This is a genomic window from Variovorax sp. GW821-FHT09D05 (assembly GCF_059416325.1).
Genome location: NZ_JBWKOZ010000003.1, coordinates 299,189 through 318,552, shown reverse-complemented (window position 1 = coordinate 318,552; position 19,364 = coordinate 299,189). Strand labels below are relative to the sequence as shown.

General features: G+C 67.7%; 20 protein-coding genes. 14 read left to right on the top strand and 6 right to left on the bottom strand.

The genetic code is table 11. From position 1 onward, the window contains the following. Positions 1–25: 25 nt before the first annotated feature. From AC07O3_RS09455 to AC07O3_RS09440, 4 genes are read left to right on the top strand one after another with little or no spacing between them, the layout of a single operon-like run. Entirely contained in the window at positions 26–379 is a 354-nt protein-coding gene (locus AC07O3_RS09455; protein WP_495339156.1) for a CidA/LrgA family protein, read from the top strand. Beyond that, a complete protein-coding gene (locus tag AC07O3_RS09450) occupies positions 376–1,104 on the top strand; it encodes an LrgB family protein (RefSeq protein WP_093056506.1) in 729 nt (242 codons plus the stop codon). The genes AC07O3_RS09455 and AC07O3_RS09450 overlap by 4 nt, the downstream gene beginning before the upstream one ends. Next, complete coding sequence (locus AC07O3_RS09445; RefSeq protein ID WP_440531689.1) at positions 1,101–1,688, top strand: GNAT family N-acetyltransferase; 588 nt, start codon at positions 1,101–1,103, stop codon at positions 1,686–1,688. Before AC07O3_RS09450 ends, AC07O3_RS09445 begins: the two co-directional genes overlap by 4 nt. Before the next feature lie 13 nt (positions 1,689–1,701). Then, complete coding sequence (locus AC07O3_RS09440; protein WP_495339155.1) at positions 1,702–2,166, top strand: OsmC family protein; 465 nt, start codon at positions 1,702–1,704, stop codon at positions 2,164–2,166. 35 nt (positions 2,167–2,201) lie between these two features. Here AC07O3_RS09440 and AC07O3_RS09435 read toward each other — a convergent pair whose 3' ends face one another. Then, positions 2,202–3,116: a LysR family transcriptional regulator gene (locus tag AC07O3_RS09435; protein ID WP_093056509.1), complete on the bottom strand. Its 915-nt coding sequence runs from the start codon at positions 3,114–3,116 to the stop codon at positions 2,202–2,204. Positions 3,117–3,298: 182 nt separating this feature from the next. Between AC07O3_RS09435 and AC07O3_RS09430 the strand changes: the two genes are divergently transcribed. From AC07O3_RS09430 to AC07O3_RS09415, 4 genes are all read left to right on the top strand, one after another. Beyond that, a complete protein-coding gene (locus AC07O3_RS09430; protein ID WP_093056510.1) occupies positions 3,299–4,198 on the top strand; it encodes an alpha/beta hydrolase in 900 nt (299 codons plus the stop codon). Positions 4,199–4,345: 147 nt separating this feature from the next. After that, a complete protein-coding gene (locus AC07O3_RS09425; protein WP_093056511.1) occupies positions 4,346–5,596 on the top strand; it encodes an efflux RND transporter periplasmic adaptor subunit in 1,251 nt (416 codons plus the stop codon). 40 nt (positions 5,597–5,636) lie between these two features. Beyond that, positions 5,637–8,906 (top strand): efflux RND transporter permease subunit, encoded by a 3,270-nt coding sequence (locus tag AC07O3_RS09420; protein WP_495339154.1) that lies wholly within the window; start codon positions 5,637–5,639, stop codon positions 8,904–8,906. A 24-nt stretch (positions 8,907–8,930) separates the two neighbouring features. Then, positions 8,931–10,421 carry an efflux transporter outer membrane subunit gene (locus AC07O3_RS09415; RefSeq protein WP_495339153.1) on the top strand — a complete coding sequence of 497 codons (1,491 nt, stop codon included), beginning with the start codon at positions 8,931–8,933 and terminating at the stop codon, positions 10,419–10,421. Between the two features lie 77 nt (positions 10,422–10,498). Here AC07O3_RS09415 and AC07O3_RS09410 read toward each other — a convergent pair whose 3' ends face one another. After that, the gene (locus AC07O3_RS09410) at positions 10,499–10,729 is read right to left on the bottom strand and encodes a hypothetical protein (RefSeq protein WP_093073835.1); all 231 of its coding nucleotides are present in this window, start codon (positions 10,727–10,729) and stop codon (positions 10,499–10,501) included. Positions 10,730–10,904: 175 nt separating this feature from the next. On the opposite strand from AC07O3_RS09410, the gene AC07O3_RS09405 reads away from it, so the two are divergent. The 4 genes from AC07O3_RS09405 to AC07O3_RS09390 are packed head-to-tail and all read left to right on the top strand — an operon-like array spanning position 10,905 to position 14,771. Continuing rightward, complete coding sequence (locus AC07O3_RS09405; protein ID WP_495339152.1) at positions 10,905–12,365, top strand: cobyric acid synthase; 1,461 nt, start codon at positions 10,905–10,907, stop codon at positions 12,363–12,365. Beyond that, positions 12,362–13,402 carry a nicotinate-nucleotide--dimethylbenzimidazole phosphoribosyltransferase gene (cobT, locus tag AC07O3_RS09400; protein WP_440531685.1) on the top strand — a complete coding sequence of 347 codons (1,041 nt, stop codon included), beginning with the start codon at positions 12,362–12,364 and terminating at the stop codon, positions 13,400–13,402. Before AC07O3_RS09405 ends, cobT begins: the two co-directional genes overlap by 4 nt. A 5-nt stretch (positions 13,403–13,407) precedes the next feature. Further along, positions 13,408–14,202, top strand: a complete 795-nt coding sequence (locus AC07O3_RS09395) for an adenosylcobinamide-GDP ribazoletransferase (RefSeq protein WP_495339151.1) — start codon at positions 13,408–13,410, stop codon at positions 14,200–14,202. Continuing rightward, positions 14,199–14,771: a histidine phosphatase family protein gene (locus AC07O3_RS09390; RefSeq protein ID WP_495339150.1), complete on the top strand. Its 573-nt coding sequence runs from the start codon at positions 14,199–14,201 to the stop codon at positions 14,769–14,771. The genes AC07O3_RS09395 and AC07O3_RS09390 overlap by 4 nt, the downstream gene beginning before the upstream one ends. A 21-nt stretch (positions 14,772–14,792) precedes the next feature. On the opposite strand, the gene AC07O3_RS09385 is transcribed toward AC07O3_RS09390, so the two are convergent. Both AC07O3_RS09385 and nth read right to left on the bottom strand, forming a co-directional pair. Next, complete coding sequence (locus AC07O3_RS09385) at positions 14,793–15,635, bottom strand: Ivy family c-type lysozyme inhibitor (protein WP_495339149.1); 843 nt, start codon at positions 15,633–15,635, stop codon at positions 14,793–14,795. Between the two features lie 3 nt (positions 15,636–15,638). Then, positions 15,639–16,286, bottom strand: coding sequence for an endonuclease III (gene nth / locus AC07O3_RS09380; RefSeq protein WP_093056519.1), 648 nt, complete (start codon positions 16,284–16,286; stop codon positions 15,639–15,641). A 109-nt stretch (positions 16,287–16,395) separates the two neighbouring features. Between nth and AC07O3_RS09375 the strand changes: the two genes are divergently transcribed. Further along, complete coding sequence (locus AC07O3_RS09375) at positions 16,396–17,583, top strand: aminotransferase-like domain-containing protein (RefSeq protein ID WP_097199122.1); 1,188 nt, start codon at positions 16,396–16,398, stop codon at positions 17,581–17,583. 13 nt (positions 17,584–17,596) lie between these two features. Here AC07O3_RS09375 and AC07O3_RS09370 read toward each other — a convergent pair whose 3' ends face one another. Together AC07O3_RS09370 and AC07O3_RS09365 are read right to left on the bottom strand one after the other, a co-directional pair. Next, entirely contained in the window at positions 17,597–17,824 is a 228-nt protein-coding gene (locus tag AC07O3_RS09370) for a hypothetical protein (protein ID WP_081267286.1), read from the bottom strand. Between the two features lie 66 nt (positions 17,825–17,890). After that, positions 17,891–18,913 carry a histone deacetylase family protein gene (locus tag AC07O3_RS09365; RefSeq protein ID WP_495339148.1) on the bottom strand — a complete coding sequence of 341 codons (1,023 nt, stop codon included), beginning with the start codon at positions 18,911–18,913 and terminating at the stop codon, positions 17,891–17,893. Between the two features lie 123 nt (positions 18,914–19,036). Here AC07O3_RS09365 and AC07O3_RS09360 point away from each other — a divergent pair, with 123 nt between their 5' ends. After that, complete coding sequence (locus tag AC07O3_RS09360) at positions 19,037–19,360, top strand: DUF6172 family protein (RefSeq protein ID WP_495339147.1); 324 nt, start codon at positions 19,037–19,039, stop codon at positions 19,358–19,360. Positions 19,361–19,364: the final 4 nt, after the last annotated feature.

The following is a 19,364-nucleotide window of genomic DNA, read 5'->3' as shown; positions in this document are numbered from 1 at the left end:
ACATACACCCGCACCCACAAGAAAAATGCTCTACGCCATCACCACGCTCTTTCTCTGCCAACTGGCCGGCGAACTGCTCGTGCAGTGGCTCGGCCTGCCCATTCCCGGTCCGCTGATCGGCATGGTGTTGCTGTTCATCGGCCTGCTGGTGCGAGGCGGCATGCCTCAGGTTCTGACCGACACTTCGGGCCATCTGCTGCGCAACCTGATGCTGCTGTTCATTCCGGCCGTGACCGGCGTCATGCTGCATTTCGAGCGGGTGGGGCGCGAGTTGCTGCCGTTTCTTGCGGCGGGCATCGTCGGCGCGGCCTTCACCATGACGGTCACGGCGCTCACGTTCCGCTGGATGATCCGCCTCACCGGCAAGGACGCGCAATGACCGCGCCGGCCAAGCTTTCTGAAATCTGGGTCTTCCTTGCGCAGTCGCCGCTGCTGTGGCTGTCGCTCACGCTGCTGGCCTACCTCGGCGCGCTGTGGCTGCACACCCGCAGCGGGCGCAATCCGGTGGTCAACCCGGTGCTGATTTCGGTGATCGTCATCGTCGGCGTGCTGCTGCTCACGCGCACGCCCTACGACACGTATTTCGAAGGCGCGAAATTCGTGCATTTCCTGATCGGCCCCGCCACGGTGGCCCTTGCCGTGCCGCTGTACAGCCAGGTTGGCCGGCTGCGGCGGCTGTGGCTGCCCATCGGTGTGGCGCTGCTGGTGGGCTCGGTCGCGGCCATCGTGTCGGCCATCGGCATCGCGTGGGTGCTGGGCGGCTCGCATGAGCTGATGATGTCGCTTGCGCCCAAGTCGGCCACCATGCCCATCGCGATGGGCGTGGCCGAGAAGATCGGCGGGCTGCCTTCGCTGGCGGCGGTGGCCGCGGCCGTCGCCGGCATCTCGGGCGCGATCATGGCGACCGGGCTGCTGAACCTGCTGCGCATCAAGGAACCCGCGGTGCGCGGCTTTGCGGTCGGCATGGCGGCGCACGGCATCGGCACGGCGCGGGCCATCCAGGTGAATGAGACGGCGGGCGCGTTTTCCGCGCTGGCCATGGGGCTGAACGGCATCGCGACAGCGCTGCTGGTGCCGCTGATCGTCAGGCTGATGGGAGCATGAAACCATCCATGTCCAAGGCCGAGACGCGTCCGATGGAACTGGTCTGGCCCGCCAAGGCCTACCTGCCCAGCTATGTGTCGGCCCTGAACCGGGGCTGGGCGCGCGACGAGACGCGACCCGAATCGGGCTCCGAGGAGCGCGCCGCCATCAAGGCCAATGCCGACCGCTTCCTTGCCAGCCTGGTGGACCGCGAAGCCAAAGGCGGGCGCATCGTCATGCCCGACGGCTCCAAGGTGCGACGCCTGCCTGGCTACAAGTGCTGGATGTGGGACGGCGAGTTCTGCGGCAGCATCGACCTGCGCTGGCAGCCTGGCACCGACGCCTTGCCTCTCTACTGCCTGGGTCACATCGGCTACAACGTCGTGCCTTGGAAGCAGCGCAAGGGCTATGCGACGCGTGCGCTCGGCGCCATGCTGACGCTTGCTGCGGGCGAGGGGCTGAGCCGCGTCGAGATCACGACCAGCCCGGACAACTTCGCGTCGCAGAAAGTGATCGCGGCCAATGGCGGCGTGCTGATCGAAACCTTCATCACCCTGCCGAGCCAGGGCAGCCTCACCAAGTTTCGCTACCGCATCGATCTCTGAAGGAAAATTGCGCATGGCTCACTACACCGCTGAAATCCTCTGGCTGCGCGGCGAGCAGGACTTTCTCGGCAACACCTACAGCAGAAGGCATTCGCTGCGCTTCGACGGCGGCGCGGAAGTGGCGGGCTCGTCGTCGCCGCACGTGGTGCCGCTGCCGATGTCCGATGCGTCGGCGGTCGATCCCGAAGAGATGTTCGTCGCCTCGCTGTCGAACTGCCACATGCTGTGGTTCCTCACGATGGCCGTGAAGCGCAAGTTCGTCGTCGACCGGTATTTCGATGCAGCCACTGGCGTGATGGAGAAGAACGCCGAGGGAAAGATGGCGATGACGGTGGTCACGCTGCGGCCGGAAGTGACCTTTTCCGGCGAGAACGTGCCGACGCGCGAGCAGATCGAGCAGATGCACCACCGGGCGCATGAAGAATGCTTCATTGCCAATTCGGTGAAGACCGAGGTGCGCTGCGAGCCGGTGCACTGACGCGCTCCCTGCCTTGGCTGCCCGCGCGGGCCGATTCAGCGGCGCTGCAGCCGCGGGTTCTTCGCAAACAGCTCCGCCGCCCAGTCAACGAACGCCCGCACCTTCGCGCTCAGGTGCCGGTTGGGCGGGTACACCACGTGAATGGGCAGCGGATCGCGACTCCAGTCCGGCAGCACCTCGACCAGTTCGCCGCTTTCCAGCAGCGGCTCGGCCATGAAGGTGATGCACTGCGAAATGCCGAAGCCGCCGAGCACCGCCGTGATGTGCGCGTTGCTCTCGTTGACCGACACGCGGTAGTGCCCGTTGAGCTCGATGTGCTCGTCACCCTTCTTGAACTCGTGCGGGTACACGCGGCGCGTGGTGCCCGAGAAGTAGCTCACTACCACGTGGCGCTTCTCGATGTCGTTCGGGTGCTGCGGCACGCCGTAGCGCTTGATGTACGCCGGTGACGCCACGGTGACGAAGTGCAGCGTGCCGATGCGCCGTGCCACCAGCGACTGGTCGCTGAGGTCGCCCGCGCGGATCACGCAGTCGACGTTGTCGCTGATCAGGTCGACGGTGCGGTCGCTCACGCCCAGGTCGACCTGGATGTCGGGGTAGCGGTCGCAGAAGGTGGCCAGCGCGGGCAGGATGATCTGCCTCGCCACCGAGGTGCCTATGTCGATGCGCAGCCGCCCCGTGGGGTTGGCCTGCGCATTCGTCATGCTGGCTTCCATGTCGTCGAAGTCGTTGAGCAGGCGCGCGGCGCGCTCGTAGTAGGCCGCGCCGTCGGGCGTGACGGTGACGCGGCGCGTGGTGCGGTTGAGCAGCTTCACGCGCAGGCGCGATTCGAGCGCCTGAATCTGCTTGGTGACCGTGCCCTTGGGCAGGGCGAGCGAGTCTGCCGCCCGGGTGAAGGTGCCGGCTTCCACGACGCGGACGAAGATCCGCATGGCCTGGATTTGATCCATCGAATGCCTGTTGTTGGTGCCCGGCCCACACCGGGGGGAGCGGATTCTCACACAAGGCGCCAAACCCTTGCGAAGCGCCGCGATTGTTGTCGGTTTGGAAACAGAGTAGGGGCGGCTTGCCTGTTTAACGTCACACTGGGCGACTTATATTTCAACCATCGCCCAATTCCCTGAGGTCGCCCATGTCACCCGTTCCATCGTCCCGTTCTGCCGAAGCCGCCGCCCGCGCTGCGGCGCAAGGCGTGGAAGCCGATCTGTCGATCGAGCTGCCCGGCCGCGAACCGGTCGGTGCCCGTGTGTACGGCCAGCGCGCCAAGGGTGACGTCGCACCGCTGGTGCTCCACTTCCACGGTGGCACCTTCGTCTGCGGCGACCTCGACAACGGCCGCAATGTGGCCCGGCTGCTGGCCGGAGCGGGTGCGGTGGTGGTGTCGGTGGCTTACCCGCTGGCGCCCCAGTCGCCGTTCCCGGAGCCGATCGAGGTGGGCTATGCCGCCCTCGAATGGCTCTACAAGCAGCGCACCAAGCTCGGTGGCAAGGGTGCGCAGGTGTACCTGGCCGGCGAAGAAGCCGGTGGCAACCTGGCGGCCGCGGTGGCACTCATCGCTCGCGACCGGGCGCATCCGCCGGTGGCAGGCCAGATCCTGCTGTCGCCCATGCTCGACCCGTGCGCCGGTACCGCCTCGCTGCGTAACGCCACCAGCGACGAGCCCGAGTGCCGCTGGGCCAGCGGCTGGGAAAAGTACCTGAGCTGCCCCTCGAACGCCACGCACCCCTATGCGGTGCCTAGCGGTTCGCTGCGGCTGTCGTCACTGGCGCCCGCGCTGGTGCTGGTGGGTGCGGACGACGCCATGCGCGACGAGGCGCTGACCTTCGCGGGCCGCCTGCGTGCCGCCGGCATCGAGGTCACGAGCAGCGTGCTGCCCAGCGCCTCGAACTGGCCCAAGGCGCTGTACGACACCGAGAACACGGGTTGCGTGGCCTGTGAGGCCACGGTGCAGCAGCACTTCCGCGAGTTCTTCAGCGCGACCACACCGCCGACCACCGTGCCCACGGGTGCGGCGCCCAACCACCCCAGCTAGCTCCCGGCCAGCCACGGCTGCCTGATCGACACGCTGCCAGCGCGGCAGCGTGCGAGGGCCCTCTTTTTCCTGAATTCCGCCTCCTGGTGCCAAAAGCGCCGGGGTGGCCTGTTGCATCCCCAAAGTCATCGAGAAGGACGAACCATCATGTCGAACAACGAGAAAAAGCTGTCTTCCGTAGCCCGCAAGGGCCTGTGGCCCGCCGTGACCGGCATTACCGCACTGCTGGCGGTGGCCGCCGCGGTGGTTGGCATGTACAGCTTCAAGGCCGAAGCCAACAACGCCCCGGCCGCGCCGCAAGCCACGCCGGTTTCTGTCGCCACCGTGGCGTCGAGCGAGATCAACGCCTGGGACGAGTTCTCGGGCCGGCTCGAAGCCGTCGAGCGCGTCGACGTGCGCTCCCGCGTCGCGGGGGCCGTGCAGTCGCTGCACTTCCGCGAAGGCGCGCTGGTGAAGCAGGGTGAGTTGCTGGTCACCATCGACCCCGCACCGTACGCGGCCGAGGTCGAGCGCGCCGAAGCGCAGGTGGCATCCGCACAGGCCCGCCAGTCGTTCAGCCGCAGCGAGCAGGAGCGTGCCAAGCGCCTGTGGGACGACAAGGCCATTGCCCAGCGTGAATACGACGAGCGTGTGAACGCCGGCCGCGAAGCCGACGCCAACCTGCGTGCGGCGCAAGCCTCGCTGCAGTCGGCGCGCCTGAACCTGGGCTACACCCAGGTGCGGGCTCCGGTGTCGGGCCGCATCGGCAGGATCGAGGTGACGGTGGGCAACCTGGTGGCGGCCGGTCCGGGCGCTCCGGTGCTGACCACGCTGGTCTCGGTGAGCCCGATCTACGCGAGCTTCGATGCTGACGAACAGGTCATCACCCGTGCGCTGAAAGACCTGCCGAGCGGCTCCAGCGCCCGCGGCCAGATCGAGTCGATTCCCGTGCAGATGGGCACCGCCGGCCTCGACGGCACGCCCTTCACCGGCAAGCTGCAGCTGATCGACAACCAGGTCGACGCCCGCAGCGGCACGGTGCGTGTGCGTGCCTCGTTCGACAACAAGGACGGCGCGCTCATCCCCGGCCAGTTCGCCCGCATCCGCATGGGCCAGGCTCGCAACGACACCGCACTGCTGGTGAGCGAGCGTGCCATCGGTACCGACCAGAACAAGAAGTTCGTGATGGTCGTGGGTGAAGACAGCAAGGCCACCTACCGCGAAGTGACCCTGGGCACTTCCATCAACGGCCTGCGTGTCGTGAGCAAGGGCCTGAAGGCGGGCGATCGCGTCATCGTCAACGGCCTGCAGCACATCCGCCCGGGTGCGCTGGTGGCGCCGCAGCAAGTGACCATGGACGCCAAGGCGGACCCCAAGCAACAACAACCGGAACGCGTCGCGGAAGCGGCCAAGTCCTGATTTCGGAGGAGGGCGCACCCGCGCCCACCGGAGAACCATCATGAATCTCTCAAAATTCTTCATCGACCGGCCGATCTTTGCCGGCGTGCTGTCGCTATTGATGCTGATAGCCGGCCTGATCGCGCTGCGCGGGTTGCCGATCTCGGAGTACCCGGAAGTCGCGCCGCCCTCGGTGGTGGTGCGCGCCACCTACCCCGGCGCCAACCCCAAGGTGATCGCCGAAACCGTCGCCACACCGATCGAAGAGCAGATCAACGGCGTCGAGGGCATGCTCTACATGGGCAGCCAGGCAACCACCGACGGCGTGCTGACGCTCACCGTCACGTTCCGCCTCGGCACCGATCCCGACAAGGCACAGCAGCTCGTGCAGAACCGCGTCTCGCAAGCCGAGCCGCGCCTGCCCGAGGAAGTGCGCCGGCTCGGCATCACGACCGTCAAGAGCGCACCTGACCTGACGATGGTGGTCCACCTCGTCTCGCCGAACAACCGCTACGACATCAACTACCTGCGCAACTACGCGGTGCTGAACGTGAAGGATCCGCTGGCGCGTATCGAAGGCGTGGGCCAGGTCCAGATCTTCGGCGGCGGCGACTACTCGATGCGTGTGTGGCTCGACCCGCAGAAGGTCGCGCAGCGCGGCCTCTCGGCCAGCGACGTGGTGGCTGCCATCCGTGGCCAGAACGTGCAGGCCGCGGCCGGCGTGGTCGGCGCTTCGCCGGGCCTGTCGGGCGTGGACATGCAGCTGTCGATCAATGCGCAAGGGCGCCTGCAGAGCGAAGAAGAATTCGGCGACATCATCGTCAAGAGCGGCACCGATGGCGCCGTGACCCGCCTGCGCGACATCGGCCGCCTCGAAATGGGCGCCGCCGATTACTCGCTGCGTTCGCTGCTGAACAACGACCCGGCCGTCGGCATGGGTGTGTTCCAGGCACCGGGCTCCAACGCGCTCGACATCTCGTCGAACGTGCGCAAGACGATGGCCGAGCTCAACAAGAACATGCCCGAGGGCCTGGAATACCGCATCGCTTATGACCCGACGCAGTTCGTGCGCGCATCGATCGAATCGGTGATCCACACGCTGCTCGAAGCCATCATGCTGGTGGTGCTGGTCGTGATCCTGTTCCTGCAGACGTGGCGCGCTTCCATCATTCCGCTGCTGGCCGTGCCGGTGTCGGTGATCGGTACCTTCGCGGTGCTGCACGTCCTCGGTTTCTCGATCAACGCGCTGAGCCTGTTCGGGCTGGTGCTGGCCATCGGCATCGTGGTGGACGACGCCATCGTGGTGGTGGAGAACGTCGAGCGCAACATCGAGGCGGGGCTCACGCCGCGTGAAGCAACCTACCGTGCGATGCGCGAAGTGTCGGGCCCCATCATCGCGATCGCGCTGGTGCTGGTGGCCGTGTTCGTTCCGCTGGCCTTCATCAGCGGTCTCACGGGCCAGTTCTACCGCCAGTTCGCGGTGACGATTGCGATCTCGACGGTGATCTCGGCGATCAACTCGCTCACGCTGTCGCCCGCGCTCGCTGCCTTGCTGCTGCGCGGCCACGATGCTCCCAAGGACGCGCTGACGCGCGGCATGGACAAGGCCTTCGGCTGGCTGTTCCGCGGCTTCAACAAGCTGTTCCATCGCGGCTCCGAGGCCTACAGCGGCGGCGTGAAGCGCGTGATCTCGCGCAAGGCGCTGATGCTGGCGATCTACGTCGCGCTCGTCGCCGTGACCTTCGGTCTCTTCAAGGCGGTGCCCGGCGGCTTCGTGCCGGCGCAGGACAAGCAGTACCTGATCGGTTTTGCCCAACTGCCCGACGGCGCCACGCTCGACCGCACGGAAGAGGTGATCACCCGCATGGGCGACATCATGAAGAAGAACCCGAACGTGGAAGACGCCATCGCCTTCCCGGGCCTGTCGATCAACGGCTTCACCAACAGCTCGAACTCGGGCATCGTGTTCGCAACGCTCAAGCCCTTCGACCAGCGCAAGCGCCCCGACCAGAGCGGCGGTGCGGTGGCCGGCCAGCTCAACGGTGCCTTCGCAGGCATCCAGGACGCATTCATCGTGATGTTCCCGCCGCCGCCGGTGGCGGGCCTGGGCACCACGGGCGGCTTCAAGCTGCAGCTGGAAGACCGTGCCTCGGTGGGCTACGACCAGATGGACGCGGCAGTGAAGGCCTTCATGGCCAAGGCACAGCAGGCGCCCGAACTGGCCGGCATGTTCACGAGCTGGCAGGTCAACGTGCCGCAGCTGTATGCCGACATCGACCGCACCAAGGCGCGCCAGCTCGGCGTGCCGGTGACGGACATCTTCGACACCATGCAGATCTACCTCGGCAGCCTGTATGCGAACGACTTCAACAAGTTCGGCCGCACGTACAGCGTGCGAGTGCAGGCCGATGCGCCTTACCGCGCCCGTGCCGAAGACGTGGGCCTGCTGAAGGTGCGCTCGACCACGGGCGAGATGGTGCCGCTGGCTGCGCTGATGAAGGTGAATTCGACCTTCGGCCCTGAACGCGCCATGCGCTACAACGGCTACCTGGCCGCCGACATCAACGGCGGCCCGGCACCGGGCTATTCGTCGGGCCAGGCGCAGGACGCGATCACCAAGATTGCGGCCGAGACGCTGCCCAAGGGCGTGAGCTTCGAGTGGACCGAGCTGACGTACCAGGAAATCCTGGCCGGCAACTCCGCCTTCCTGGTGTTCCCGCTGGCCATCTTGCTGGTGTTCCTGGTGCTGGCCGCCCAGTACGAAAGCCTGACGCTGCCGATCGCGATCATCCTGATCGTGCCCATGGGCATCATGGCCGCGATGACGGGCGTATGGATATCGGGGGGTGACAACAACGTCTTCACGCAGATCGGGCTGATCGTGCTGGTGGGGCTGAGTGCGAAGAACGCGATTCTTATCGTGGAGTTCGCACGGGAGCTCGAATTCGCCGGCCGCACACCGATACAAGCCGCCATCGAAGCCAGCCGCCTGCGCCTGCGCCCGATTCTGATGACCTCGCTGGCCTTCGTGATGGGCGTGCTGCCCCTCGTGCTGTCGACCGGCGCGGGCTCGGAGATGCGCAAGGCCATGGGCGTGGCGGTGTTCGCCGGGATGATCGGCGTGACGGCTTTCGGCCTGTTCCTGACGCCGGTGTTCTACGTGCTGCTGCGCCGCCTCGCGGGCAACCGGCCGCTCAAGCTGCATGGCGAAGTGCCGCATGGCGACGACTTCGTGTCGGCCGAGCATCCGGCTGCGCCGTCGCACGGTGGCTCGGGCGGTGGTGGGCTGCACCCTGTGCCTGCATCGCCGCGTCCCTCGCATGACGACTGATCAATAAGAAAGAGAAAGCTCATCATGAAATTCTCAGTTCAACCGCTGGTGAAGCCTCTTCGTACCGCCTTGCTGCCGCTGATGGCCGCCCTGGTGCTGGCCGGCTGTGCCACCGTGCCTTCGGGCCTGCCCGAGATCACGACCACGGCGCAGTTCAAGGAGCAAGGCAAGGACGGCATGTCGCCGCCCGCCGGCTTCACGCGCGCCGTGCCTTCCGAGGCACAGGCACGCGGCGCCTGGTGGCTGGCGTTCAACGACCCGACGCTGAATGCGCTGGTCGAGAAGGCCGACGTCAGCAACAACAACATCCAGGCCGCGGCTGCACGGCTGGCCGAGGCCCGCGCGCTGGCGCGCAGCGCCAACGCCGACCGCCTGCCGCAGATCGGCCTGAGCGCCGGCGCCAACCGCGGCGCCGGCCTGGACAAGGCCACGGCCAGCACCACGCCGGCCACGATGACCAACATCGGTGCCACGTTCTCGTACGAAGTCGACCTGTTCGGCCGCCTCTCGGGCGCCAGCAATGCGGCCAAGCTCGACGCGACCGGCCGCGAGGCGCTGCTGCAAAGCACCCGGCTCGCGGTGCAGGCCGAAGTGGCGCAGACCTACCTGCAGCTGCGCGCGCTCGATGCCGAACGCGCGCTGGTGCGCGAACAGGTCGAGGCCTACCGCGACACGCTGCGCCTGTCGCAGCGACGTGAACAAGCCGGCGACATCGCCGAGCTCGACGTGGCGCGCGTGCAGACCGAGGTGTCGTCGACCGAGTCGGACGCGCTCGCGCTCGACCGCCAGCGCGCCCAGGTGGAGCATGCGCTGGCAGTGCTGGTGGGCGACTCGGCTTCGAGCTTCGGCCTGCGCAGCGACGAGTGGTCGACCGCCTTGCCGTCGATCCCACCGGGCGTGCCGGCCACGGTGCTCACGCGCCGGCCGGACGTGTCGGCGGCGCAGAACGCTGTGCTCGCCGCGCAGGCCCGTGTCGGCGTGGCGCAGGCCGCGTGGTTCCCGGACATCTCGCTGACCGGCGCCGCCGGCTATGCCTCGCCCGAGGTCGGCGACCTCTTCAAGTGGTCGGCGCGCTCGTGGGGCGTGGGCGCGCTGCTGTCGCTGCCGATCTTCGACGGCGGCCGCCGCGAGGCCGGCGTGCAGGGCGCCAATGCCCAGCTCGACGGCGCGCTCGCGAGCTATCGCACGCAGGTGTTGGTGGCGTTCCAGGAGGTCGAAGACCAGCTGGCTGCCATACGCATCCTGCAGGAGCAATCGGTGGTGCAGGCGCAGGCCGTGACCTCGGCCCAGCGCGCTACCAGCCTGTCGGACACGCGCTATCGCAACGGCTACATCAGCCAGCTCGACCTGCTGGACGCACGCCGCAGCGAACTGCGCAATCGGCGGCAGGCGCTGCAGGTGAAGTCGGCGCAGTACCAGGCGGCCGTGGGGCTGATTCGCGCCATTGGCGGCGGATGGGAAGCTCCAGCGCCCGTGGCGGCTGCCGGCGCACAGACCAAGGTAGCCACGCGCTGAAAAGTGACGACCCAGACGACCCAGGATTGAAATTGACAGCCTGAACGCCGCAAGGCGGTCTTTGCGCCGTCGTGGGCTTAGCCGGCTTTGCCGGCGAGGTTCGCGGCGGCGCTTATTTTTTGCAGCTCCGCCGCGCCCATGGCCAGGGCGCTGGAATAGCTGGCCTGCGGCCTGGCCGCCGTCCGGTAGACCCGGTAGTCGAGGGTCTCGGAGGCTTCGTCGCCATGGCGGGCTTCGAGCAGGGTCCAGAAGAACTGGCCCGGTTCGCGTTCCTCGACGGTGAGCGCCAAATCGTTCAAGGCTGGCATGGGTCCCTGGGGTGCAGTGCGGTGTGTGATGCCGGGTGTACGCAAGAAAGGGACTGTTGGATTCACCGGATGCGTTTGCAACGCCTTGGGTGTGAAAAATGTCTCATTTCGTCGGCTTGGTTCTGTCTCGCTCGGTCTTTTTCGGGCCGGCGCGGTGCTCAACGACAATCCGCCGATGAGTTCAAAGGCGAAAAGCGGGCCGGCGCGGTGCGTCATGGTTCTGGGCACCACCAGCGGAGCCGGCAAGAGCTGGCTGGCCACGGCGCTGTGCCGCTGGTATGCGCGGCAAGGCCTGAAAGTAGCGCCCTTCAAGGCGCAGAACATGAGCAACAACGCCCGCGTGGTCGATGGCGGCGAGATCGGCAGCGCCCAGTATTTCCAGGCCCTGGCCGCGAACGCACTACCCGACGTGCGCATGAACCCGCTGCTGCTCAAGCCCGAGCGCGACACCCATAGCCAGGTGGTGCTGATGGGGCAGGTGAGCGAAGAGCTCTCGGCCTTGCCCTGGCGTGGCCGCAGCGAGCGCGTCTGGCCGCAGATTGCGCAGGCGCTAGACGAACTGCGCGGCGACAACGACGTGGTCGTGATCGAAGGCGCTGGCTCGCCGGCCGAGATCAACCTGATGGCCAACGACATCGTCAACATGCGCATCGCCCGGCATGCTGGCGCGCGCTGCCTCCTGGCGACTGACATCGACCGCGGCGGCGCTTTCGCCCACCTGTACGGCACCTGGGCGCTGCTGCCCGAGGCCGACCGGGCGCTGCTGCGCGGCTTCGTGCTCAACAAGTTCCGCGGCGATGCCTCGCTGCTCGCGCCCGCGCCGCAGCAACTGCAGGAACTGACTGGCGTGCCCACCGTGGCCACGCTGCCGATGTGGTGGCAGCACGGCCTGCCCGAGGAAGACGGCGTGTTCGACGACCGCAGCCGCGCCAGCGGCACCGTCACCCGCACCGTGGCGGTGGTGGCGTACCCGCGCATCAGCAACCTCGACGAATTCCAGGCGCTGAAGAACGTACCGGGCGTGCGGCTGGTCTGGGCCCGCACGCCGGCCGACGTGGCTGGCGCCGACTGGATCGTGCTGCCCGGCTCCAAGCACACCAGCGGCGACCTGGCCTGGCTGCGCGCGCAGGGGCTGGACCGCGCCGTGGCCGCCCACGCCGAACGCGGCGGCGCGGTGCTGGGCATCTGCGGCGGGCTGCAGATGCTGGGCGAGGCGCTGGTCGATCCGCACGGCATCGACGGCAACGCGCCGGGGCTCGGCCTGCTGCCGCTGGTGACGGTGTTCGCGCGCGAGAAGACGGTGCGGCATCGCGCCGCGACCTTCGGCGAGCTGACCGGCACTTGGGGCCCGCTGTCGGGCGTGCCCGTTGTCGGCTACGAAATTCATCACGGCCAGACCGCCGCACACCCGCAGATGGCACAAGACGGCCACGCGGTGATGCCTGACGGGCTGGCCTGGCAGAACGCGCGCGGCAACGTGCTCGGCATTTACCTTCACGGCCTGTTCGAAGACCCCGGCACGCTGCATGCATTGTTCGGTGCCTCCGTGCCCACGCTGGACGCCACCTTCGACGGCCTGGCCGAATTCATCGACACCCACTTCGACGCCGGCGTGCTCGCCGGACTGATTGCATGACCGAGACCATCCCCACCATTTCCGACATCACCGACGCCCAGCTTGCCGCCCGCCTGCACAGCGCGATCGACAACAAGACCAAGCCGCTCGGTGCGTTGGGCCGGCTCGAAGCGCTGGCCTTGCGCATCGGCAGCATCCTGGGCACTGAGAACCCGGTGCTCGAAGCCCCGCAAATGCTGGTCTGCGCGGGCGACCACGGGCTGGCGGCGCGCGGAGTCTCGGCGTTTCCTGGCGACGTGACCTGGCAGATGGTCGAGAACTTCCTCGCCGGCGGCGCCGCCGTGAGCGTGCTCGCGCGCCAGCACGGGCTGGCGCTGACGGTGGTCGATTGCGGCGTGCGGCGCGATTTCCAGCCCCGCCCGGGACTGGTGTCGCGCCGGATCGCTGAAGGCACGGCCGACGCCTCCACGGGCCCGGCCATGACGGCAGCCCAGTGCGCACAGGCCATCGTCAACGGGCGCGAAGTGGTGCGTGCGCTGCCGGGCAATGCGCTGCTGCTTGGTGAGATGGGCATCGGCAACAGCTCGTCTGCCGCGCTGCTGCTGTCGCGGCTGGGCGGGCTGGGCATCGACGTCTGCATCGGCGTCGGCACGGGCCTTGACGCGGCTGGGCTGGCGCGCAAGCGCGAGGTGCTGCGGCAGGTGCTTGCGTTGCACGCGGGTGCAACGGCGCCGCTGGACGCACTGGCGGCCTTTGGCGGTTTCGAGATCGCCACGCTGGTCGGCGCAGTGCTGCAGGCGGCCGAGGAGCGGCGCGTGATCGTGGTCGACGGCTTCATTGCCAGCGCGGCGGTGCTGGTGGCACAGGCGCTGCAGCCCTGCGTGGTGCAGCGCTGCGTGGCCGCGCACTGCTCGGCCGAGCCCGGGCATCTGCTGCTGCTGGAGCGGCTGGGGCTGGACCCGCTGCTGAACCTCGAACTGCGCCTGGGCGAGGGCTCGGGCGGTGCGTTGGCCTGGCCGCTGCTCGAATCGGCCTGCCGCATCCTGCGCGAGATGGCGAGCTTCGAGTCGGCCGGCGTGTCGCGCAAGGACGCCTGAAGCGGATGAACGGCGTTCGCCACTTCCTGCTCGCGCTGCAGTTCTTCACGCGTGTGCCGGTGACGGGGCCACTGGCCGCATGGGTCGGCTTCAGCCCTCAGATGCTGCGAGCGAGCGCGGCCCATCTGCCCGGCATCGGATGGCTGGTGGGTGGGGTGGCGGCGCTGGTGCTCACGGGTGTCGGCATGGGGCTGCCCGGCGTCGCGGGCGCGCTGGCGGCTGCATTGCTGAGCACCCTCGCCACCGTGATTCTGACCGGCGCCTTCCATGAAGACGGACTGGCCGACGTGGCCGATGGCTTGGGCGGTTCGGCCGACCGGGACCGGGCTCTGGAAATCATGAAGGACTCACGCATCGGCGCCTTCGGTGCGATTGCGCTGGTGCTGGCACTGGCCCTGAAGTGCGCGCTGCTCGCCGTGCTGGCCGGGCGTGGCCTGCAGACCGTGGCCGTTGCCATCGTCGGCGCGCACGTGCTGTCGCGACTGATGCCGCTGTTCCTGATCCGCTGGCTGCCTTATGTGGGCGACAGCGGGGCGAGCAAGGCCAAGCCGCTGGCGGATGCGATCAGCGGCGGAGCGCTGGTGATTGCGCTGGTGTGGACGGTTCCGGCGGTGGCGCTGCTGCTGTGTGCGCACGACGCCGTGCACGTCGGGGCGGCCGTGCTTGCGGCCGTTCTGGCCGCGGGCTGGATGGCGAGGCTGTTTCTTCGGCGGCTGCAAGGCTTCACCGGCGATGGCCTGGGAGCGACGCAGCAGGTCTGCGAGCTGGCGATCTACCTCGCGCTGGCGTGGCGTGCATGAGCACAAGCCGAAACCTCTGGCTCCAGCGCCATGCGCCCGTGGTGGCCGAGCCCGGCCTTTGCTACGGCGCCACGGACCTCGAAGCCCATGCGGACGCGACGCTCGAAGCCGCGCAGCGCATCGCGCCCTTGCTGCCTGCGGACATCACCTTGATCAGCTCGCCGCTGCGGCGTTGCGCCGGGCTGGCCGATGCCATCGCTGCATTGCGGCCCGATCTCCGGGTACAGCACGATGCCCGGCTCGCCGAAATGAACTTTGGCGGCTGGGAAGGGCGGCCATGGTCCGCCATTCCGCGCGAAGATTTCGAAGCCTGGACCGGCAACTTCGCCGACGCGCCCGCGGGCGGCCATGGCGAAAGCGTGCGTGCCTTCATGCAGCGCGTGGCGGCCGCGCACGATGAATGGCTGGCGAGCAAGGGCGACGCGCTGTGGGTCACCCACGCTGGCGTGCTGCGCGCGATGACGCTGCTGCACCGGGGTGTGGGCTGTCCTGCAGCTGCTGCCGATTGGCCTGCCGGCGAGATTGCGTTCGGCAGCTGGCTGACTTTCGACAATTCACCCGCCATCTGACAGGCTCCCCGGCCAGTCAGCTCAGTTCTTCTGCCGCCACTGTTCGCGCCAGAGCTTTTCGAGCTGAGGGGCGAGCGCGGCGGGCGGCGAGCCCACGAGGCGGTTGCTGCCGTTGCGCTGCACCAGGCCGTAGATGCGGCCGGAGCCCTGGTCGTAGAGCGCGATCGCGTTGTTGTCGAAGCAGTCGTGCGGCTTGCAGAAGGCGTGCAGCAGGTAGCGCGTGCCCTCGACCGTCACCCATTGCGGCTCGGGTGCCGGGCCTTCGCGGCGCACCAGCCAGCGGTCGTTCTCGCGCGCCCCCAGGGCGGCGCGCCAGGCCTTCTGCATCGCTGGGCCCTGCGCCAGCGCCGCCGGGCTGCCCGTGGGCGGGGGAGGCACCTTGGCCTTGGGCTCGGTGGGCGGGGGCTCGGCCCGCGCGGCGCCTTCGCAGCGCCAGTAGCGCTGCTTCATCAATTCGAGGCCCAGCTGGCCGGCGACCGGCTTGTCGGCGTCCAGCGTGATGTACTGGCCGCGCGTCGTGCGGTAGACGAGGAATGTCATCGAGCCGGCTTTGCCCGCGTCGCTCATCAGCGCCACGTCGAAACCTGCCGGCGGCGGACTGTTGCCGAAGAAGCTGTGGGCTGTCTGCGGCTCGCGGGTGACCACGCGGCGCTTGCCGCTCTCGGCGATCAGCTTGTCCTGGAGCACCTGCAGCGTCGGCGCCGAGGCGTCGGCGCAGTTCGTCGACCAGCGGCCGCCGTAGAGCGTCATGGCGTCGGGCGGCAGGCCTGCGGCCGGTTGCTGCGACCAGGCCGCGGCCGGGAGGAGGGCTGCCAGCAGCGCGGTAGCCAGCAGCGTCCGGGTGTCGTTCTTTCGTGTCGTCATTCTTCAGGCCGTTTTCGGGGAGGGCGTCTTTGGTTTATAGGCGCAGAAGGTGGCCACCGCACATTCCCAGCACCGCGGCTTGCGCGCTACGCAGATGTAGCGGCCATGCAGGATCAGCCAGTGGTGCGCATGCAGCCGGTATTCCGGCGGAACACGCTTCTCGAGCTTGAGCTCCACTTCGAGCGGCGTCTTGCCGGGCGCGAGCCCGGTGCGGTTGCCCACGCGAAAGATATGCGTGTCGACCGCGATCGTCGCTTCGCCGAAGGCCACGTTGAGCACCACGTTCGCCGTCTTGCGGCCGACGCCGGGCAGCGCCTCCAGCTCGGCGCGGGTGCGCGGCACCTCGCCGCCGTGCAGCTCCACCAGCATGCGGCAGGCTTCGATCAGGTGCTTGGCCTTGCTGCGGTACAGGCCGATGGTCTTGATGTACTCCTCCAGCCCCTCGACGCCCAGGTCGAGGATGGCCTGCGGCGTGTTCGCCACTGGAAACAGTTTGCGCGTGGCCTTGTTCACGCCCACGTCGGTGGCCTGCGCCGACAGCAGTACGGCTGCCAGCAGCTCGAAGGGGCTGTCGTATTCGAGCTCGGTCTCGGGTGTGGGGTTGGCCGCCTGCAGGGTGGCGAAGAAGAGGGGGATGTTGTCTTTTTTCATTGAGCTTCGTGAGGGCAGCTCGCGCAATATATCGTTGAAAGGCGATAGCCTTACGCAGCTTTATTGCCCGAGCTTTGGTGACAATGTCACCCAGAAAGTGAGACTGACCATGCAATTCGCCTCCCGCCTCGACAATGTCGAGACATCCGCCATCCGCGAACTCTTCAAGCTGCTGGGCAAGCCCGGCATCATCAGCTTCGCGGGCGGCTTCCCCGACAGCGCCATGTTCGATGTCGAGGGGCTCAAGGAGGCGAGCCAGAAGGCGCTCACCGAAGAACCCGGCGGCGCGCTGCAATACGGTGCCACCGAAGGCTACGAGCCGCTGCGCACCCAGCTCAGCGCTTTCATGAAGACCAAGGGCGTCGACGTCGACCCGAGCGGCCTGATCGTCACCACCGGCAGCCAGCAGGCGCTGGACCTGCTGGGCAAGACCATGATCTCGCCCGGCGACAAGGTGATCGTCGAGGGCCCGACCTTCCTGGCGACCATCCAGTGCTTTCGCCTTTATGGCGCGCAGCTCATCAGCGCGCCCATCGACGCCAACGGCGTGAAGACCGACGAGCTGGAGAAGCTCATCGCCGAGCACAAGCCCAAGTTCGTCTATCTGATCCCCACCTTCGGCAACCCCAGCGGCGCGATGCTGACGCTGGAGCGCCGCAAGAAGGTGCTCGAACTGGCCGTGAAGTACCAGACGCTGATCGTCGAGGACGACCCCTACGGCGACCTCTACTTCGGCGAAGCCCCGCCGCCGTCGATCCTTGCGCTGAGCAAGGACGTGCCGGGCAGCCGCGAACTGCTGGCGCATTGCGGCAGCCTGAGCAAGGTGCTGAGCCCCGGCCTGCGCATCGGCTGGATGATTGCTCCGCCCGAGCTGCTGGCCAAGGCAACGATGTGCAAGCAGTTCAGCGACGCGCACACGAGCACCTTCTCGCAGGCCACGGCCGCCCAGTACCTCAAGAGCGGCCGCATGCCCGCCACGCTGGCGCATGTGCGCGAGGTGTACGGCCAGCGCGCGCAAGCCATGGGCGCGGCGCTGAAGCGCGAGCTGGGCGATGCGGTGAGCTTCACGCAGCCCAACGGCGGCCTGTTCTTCTGGGCGCGCCTCACGGGCGCCAACGGCAAGCTGGCGGATGCGAATGAACTGGCGAAGCGCGCGATCGAGAAGCTCGTGGCCTTCGTGCCCGGCGCGCCGTTCTTTGCCGAGAAGCCCGATGTGGCGACGCTGCGCCTGAGCTTCGCAACGGCCGATGTGGCGAAGATCGAAGAGGGCGTGAAGCGTCTCGGTCAGGCGCTGTAAAGAGCGTTGCCGATCACGGCGAGCGGTGCAGCCGGGGCGCCGCAAGCAGTTCCAGGTTGTCCGCAATGGCCGCATCCACGTTCGGATAGCGGCCTTTCATTTTCGAGAGCGTCATGATGGTCTGCAGCGCCTTCAGGTCCTTGACCGAGGGCGCGACCTTGATCTGCGCGATGGCGGCGGTGGGGTTGCCACCATTGATCAATGCCATCACCTTGCTTGCCCAGTCGTTTGCGCGCGCCATGTCTTTACCTGCTTCCATTCGAAGCGCCGACTGTACACAGCGCGGCAGCCGTCGCCGCCAAGACCATCACGCGATATCCGCGAATCCCCCGAAGAAGGCGCTTGCATTGGCTTCCAGGCTCTCCAGGTGATAGCCGCCTTCCTGGACGATCAATGTCGGCAAGCCCAGCGCGCCAACAGCCTTGCCCAGGCGCCCGAAGCCCTCGGTCGTCACTGCGACCTGGGACTGCGGATCGTCCTTGTAGATGTCGAAGCCGAGGGCCAGCACCAGCGCGTCGGGCGCGAAGCGCCGCAGCGCCTCCGTGGCCTCGTCGAGCCGCTCGAAGAAGACTGCTTCCGGCGCGCCGTGCGGCATAGGGAAGTTGACGTTGAAGCCTTCGCCCTCGTCGGTCCCGCGCTCGTCTTCGTAGCCGGCCACTGCCGGGTAGAAGTTGGTCGGGTCGCCGTGGATCGAAACGTACATCACGTCGCTGCGGCCATAGAAGATTTCCTGCACGCCCTGGCCGTGGTGCATGTCGGTGTCGAGCACCGCCACACGCCCGAAGCGCCCGCGCAGCGCCTGGGCGGCGATGGCGGCGTTGTTGAGGTAGCAGAAGCCGCCGGCGGCATCGACGCGTGCATGGTGGCCGGGAGGGCGGCACAGCGCATAGGCCGCGCGGGCGCCGTCGGTGATGGCCGTCGCGCCGGCCACCGCGCTCTGGGCCGACCAGTACGCGGAGCGCCAGGTCTCGGCTCCGACCGGGCAACTGCCGTCCGCAAGGTAGCGCGCCGCCTTCGCCAGGATGCCGCGCAGCCGGTTGGGCTCGCGCACGTAGACGTTCGACATCACCTCGTCGCCCCAGTCGGGCGGCATCTGCTTCCATTCACCGTGTGCTTCTTCGAGAAAGCGCAGGTAGTCGTTGCTGTGCACGGCGGCCAATGGCGCCATGCCGGCATCGGCCGGTGTCTGGAGGTCGAAGCCGAGCGATTGCACCGCGGCGACGAGCCGCAGCGCGCGCTCGGGAATTTCCTGCGGCGTGCGCATCTGTCCACGCGACAGATAGCTGCGCGGATGGTGCAGCAGCTGCTCCGGATGAAAAAAGGTCAGCATGGGTGATTCGGCGTGGCCGCCGCAAAATTTGCCTGGCAGCCATGGTAGCGAGCAAGATCGGTGCCCATCCAGGGCATCGGGCGGTGCCGGATTCGGTGGCTTTCACATTGGTTACGATCACCCATGAGAAAAACCTTTCAGCTTCAGGTCGAGGGCAAGCACCCCGACCGTCTCCTCGAAGCCATCAAGCACGAGATCCGCAAGTACATCAAGCGCGAGCGGCGGCGCGTATTGCCAGAAGGCGCGGACTTCTGGGACTTCGACTGCAAATTCGGCACCGAGGCCGAGAACGCCGAAGTCGTTCACCTGTCGGCCATCACCGGCCTCATCGACGGCGTGGTGAAAGAGGCCGGCAAGCAGTTCTACGTCGAGATCCTGGCCAAGCCCGGCCAGCGCAAGCCGCGCCCAGCGGGCGAAGCCGCGGCGTCGCCCGACGCCGAAGACTGACCCT

Coding starts and splice junctions, on each gene's coding strand:
- AC07O3_RS09375 (WP_097199122.1), top strand. CDS start 16,396: ATGCAATTCGCCTCCCGCCTCGACAATGTCGAGACATCCGCCATCCGC.
- cobT (WP_440531685.1), top strand. CDS start 12,362: ATGACCGAGACCATCCCCACCATTTCCGACATCACCGACGCCCAGCTT.
- AC07O3_RS09445 (WP_440531689.1), top strand. CDS start 1,101: ATGAAACCATCCATGTCCAAGGCCGAGACGCGTCCGATGGAACTGGTC.
- AC07O3_RS09360 (WP_495339147.1), top strand. CDS start 19,037: ATGAGAAAAACCTTTCAGCTTCAGGTCGAGGGCAAGCACCCCGACCGT.
- AC07O3_RS09385 (WP_495339149.1), bottom strand. CDS start 15,635: ATGACGACACGAAAGAACGACACCCGGACGCTGCTGGCTACCGCGCTG.
- nth (WP_093056519.1), bottom strand. CDS start 16,286: ATGAAAAAAGACAACATCCCCCTCTTCTTCGCCACCCTGCAGGCGGCC.
- AC07O3_RS09370 (WP_081267286.1), bottom strand. CDS start 17,824: ATGGCGCGCGCAAACGACTGGGCAAGCAAGGTGATGGCATTGATCAAT.
- AC07O3_RS09425 (WP_093056511.1), top strand. CDS start 4,346: ATGTCGAACAACGAGAAAAAGCTGTCTTCCGTAGCCCGCAAGGGCCTG.
- AC07O3_RS09440 (WP_495339155.1), top strand. CDS start 1,702: ATGGCTCACTACACCGCTGAAATCCTCTGGCTGCGCGGCGAGCAGGAC.
- AC07O3_RS09420 (WP_495339154.1), top strand. CDS start 5,637: ATGAATCTCTCAAAATTCTTCATCGACCGGCCGATCTTTGCCGGCGTG.
- AC07O3_RS09390 (WP_495339150.1), top strand. CDS start 14,199: ATGAGCACAAGCCGAAACCTCTGGCTCCAGCGCCATGCGCCCGTGGTG.
- AC07O3_RS09415 (WP_495339153.1), top strand. CDS start 8,931: ATGAAATTCTCAGTTCAACCGCTGGTGAAGCCTCTTCGTACCGCCTTG.
- AC07O3_RS09395 (WP_495339151.1), top strand. CDS start 13,408: ATGAACGGCGTTCGCCACTTCCTGCTCGCGCTGCAGTTCTTCACGCGT.
- AC07O3_RS09365 (WP_495339148.1), bottom strand. CDS start 18,913: ATGCTGACCTTTTTTCATCCGGAGCAGCTGCTGCACCATCCGCGCAGC.
- AC07O3_RS09450 (WP_093056506.1), top strand. CDS start 376: ATGACCGCGCCGGCCAAGCTTTCTGAAATCTGGGTCTTCCTTGCGCAG.
- AC07O3_RS09435 (WP_093056509.1), bottom strand. CDS start 3,116: ATGGATCAAATCCAGGCCATGCGGATCTTCGTCCGCGTCGTGGAAGCC.
- AC07O3_RS09410 (WP_093073835.1), bottom strand. CDS start 10,729: ATGCCAGCCTTGAACGATTTGGCGCTCACCGTCGAGGAACGCGAACCG.
- AC07O3_RS09405 (WP_495339152.1), top strand. CDS start 10,905: ATGAGTTCAAAGGCGAAAAGCGGGCCGGCGCGGTGCGTCATGGTTCTG.
- AC07O3_RS09455 (WP_495339156.1), top strand. CDS start 26: ATGCTCTACGCCATCACCACGCTCTTTCTCTGCCAACTGGCCGGCGAA.
- AC07O3_RS09430 (WP_093056510.1), top strand. CDS start 3,299: ATGTCACCCGTTCCATCGTCCCGTTCTGCCGAAGCCGCCGCCCGCGCT.